The organism is Streptomyces sp. NPDC041784 (genome assembly GCF_055591025.1).
Genome location: NZ_JBVJAB010000085.1, coordinates 1 through 2,280 on the forward strand (window position 1 = coordinate 1; position 2,280 = coordinate 2,280).

Here is a 2,280-nt window from a genome sequence, read left to right on the forward strand (position 1 = left end):
AGTTCGGCGCCGCGGCGGTCGAGTTCCATGTGTTGGGTCGGGGACGGGACGCCGTGCACCGTTTCCGGTGTCGGTTTTCCCGTCCCCGCCCGCCGAACCGGACGTGCCCGTTGGCCGAGCATCCGGCTCTCCACGTGATCCGATGTGTCAGGCGAGGTATTCGCTGACCTGGCCGACGAAGGCCACATCGTCGTGGTTCGTCCGGCGGAAGCGTGCTCCGTCGGGATCGACCTCGTCGATGTTGTAAGGCGTGCTGATCTGCGCTCCACGGAACGTGTATCGCTGGACCCGCATCTTCGCCGGGTTGTAGAGGACGATCCCGCCCTCGGTGATGCGGTCCGCCCCGTAGTAGCGGCGCCGCAGCTGTTTCCAGGTCAGGCGGGGGTGCTTGTAGCGAATCCAGAGAAGCAGCCTCCACCACGCGTACCAGCCGAGGTAGGAGAACGTTCTCTTCGATGCGCCGTAGCGGAAATAGGCAGCCCAGCCTCGAAGGACCGGATTGACCGACCGCAGCACCTCCTCCAACGAGAGCGACGTCGTACTTCGCCCCGTCAGTTTCTTGACCTTGTGCATCACCGACGCCAAGGCGGGCTTGGACGGGATGGTGAGCACGACGCGACGGCCGTCGCACCAGGGCCTTCGCTGGATGTGGAAGCCCAGGAAGACGAAGCCGTCGTCGATGTGGGTGATGTGGGTCTTCTCGACCGAGAGGGTCATCTTCAGCTTGCGGGCCAGCAGTTCACCGATCTCCGCCTTGAGCGTCTCGGCCTCGGACTTGGTGCCGTGCACGAGCACGACGAAGTCGTCGGCGTATCGCACCAGACGGTAGTTCGGCAGCCCCTTCCGGCGCCGGGCTTGCCGTTGCCAGCCAGGGCTCATCTCGGTGTTCCAGATCCGCGAGAAGTACCGATCCAGGACGGAGAGATAAATGTTGGCCAGCAGCGGGGAGGCGACTCCTCCTTGCGGAGTGCCCGTGAGGGTCTCCGCGAATCCACCGTGCAGCTCGACGACTCCGGCCCGCAGAAACGCGCTGACCAGCCGCAGGACCTTGCGGTCCTTGATGCGCTCGGCCACCAGATCCATCAGGACGTGATGGTCGACGTTGTCGAAGCAAGCCTTGATGTCGCCCTCGATGACCCAGTCGTAGGTCGACGGCTTGCGGGTGAAGCGGTGGATCTCGGCGATGGCATCCTGAGCCCGACGCCCAGGCCGATACCCGTAGCTGGACGGGTAGAAATCGGCCTCGAAAATCGGCTCCAGGACCAGCTTGAGGGCCATCTGCGCGACGCGGTCCCGCAGAGTCGGGATCCCCAAATAACGGACCTTGCCGTTCTTCTTGGGAATCACCGCCTGCTTGACCGGAAGCGCGGTGAAGGACCCGTCCTTGAGCGAGGAGCGAAGCTCCTCCAGGAACGGAATCACTCCATGGCGTTCCTCGATGTGGTAGTGGGTGACCGCGTCCACGCCTGCTGTCCTGGCACCCCGGTTGCCGGACACCCGTTCCCAGGCCACCACCAAAGTGGCCCGGTCACAGACCAAGTTGAATACATCGTCGAACCGGCGATCCGGCTCGTTCCTTGCCCATCGGTGCAGCTTGATCTGATGATCGAGTACCCGCCGTTCGGCCGCCATACTGCCTGGCCAAAGCGGCGGCGCGTCGTTGTTCAACAACGTCCCTCCCCGACAGCAGTCCTGCTGCCATCACGCTGTCGCCCTTCCCCATGCAGACGGCTTTCCCGTCCTCGGAGTACTACGGCGACTCCGCCACGATCTGGCGTCATCAGCGGGCGTCGCGCCTGCCCGCCGCCCGGCCGGGTGCCGGACGGGAAGGGCGATGCCAGATCGCTTCCCACGTTCACTGAGGATCTCTGTGACGGCTTCGGTGCCCAGCTATACCCCGGCAGCATCGCCACGGACCGCACATCGCAGTCTTGGTCCGGGCCTCCCGAAACCCATGGGATAAAGGCGGCGGGAGAGGAGAGGCCATCGGATAGAGCACTCTCCAGCACTGCAAAGCGGCCCATCCACCAGGTTCGGCAGGCCGCTGACGACTCACGGGACGTCAACCACTGGTTCAGTTTCCTTGCACCCATTCCGTCTTCGCTTGCGGGCACGAACCGTCTGGTGGTGTCGGTCCGCCCCTACGTTGTCGAGGCTGCTTCCGGCCTCACCCCCAACCCGGGGCTCAGCCTGCCTCCAGCTTCAACCGGTCCCTGCGAGGACCAGCGGCGGGCCTCTCATCCCGCGAGATCCATCAGCGCCTCGTGGCGCACAGCCGAG

1 protein-coding gene is annotated in these 2,280 nt (G+C 64.8%); it reads right to left on the bottom strand.

All coding sequences use genetic code 11. The features are described from left to right. Window positions 1-147: 147 nt before the first annotated feature. A complete protein-coding gene (ltrA, locus tag ACZ6D7_RS47480) occupies window positions 148-1,668 on the bottom strand; it encodes a group II intron reverse transcriptase/maturase (RefSeq protein WP_469505158.1) in 1,521 nt (506 codons plus the stop codon). Between the last annotated feature and the right edge of the window lie 612 nt (window positions 1,669-2,280).